This window comes from Planomonospora algeriensis, from assembly GCF_977012225.1.
In genome coordinates, this window is record NZ_CDRNDK010001180.1 from 1 (window position 1) to 237 (window position 237).

The 237-nt window shown below is 69.6% G+C and carries 1 protein-coding gene; it reads right to left on the bottom strand.

The features are described from left to right. Nucleotides 1-237: AMP-binding protein (locus ACWJ6R_RS38335; protein WP_449066847.1), on the bottom strand; the 237-nt coding region annotated here is incomplete at both ends.

The window sequence follows — 237 nt, forward strand, 5'->3', positions numbered from 1 at the left end:
ACGGCGCGTACGTCACATGCACCGTCGTCTCAGTGATCCCGTACATGTTCACCAGCAGCGGCGCGTCCTGCGGACGGCGGTCGTACCACTCCCGCAGCCGTCCCGCCTCCAGCGCCTCCCCGCCGAAGACGACATACCGCAGCGCCAGCTCCGCGTCCCGGCGTTCCTCCTCCGCCCGCATCAGCTGGTAGAAGGCCGACGGGGTCTGGTTCAGCACCGTCACCCGCTCCCGCTCCA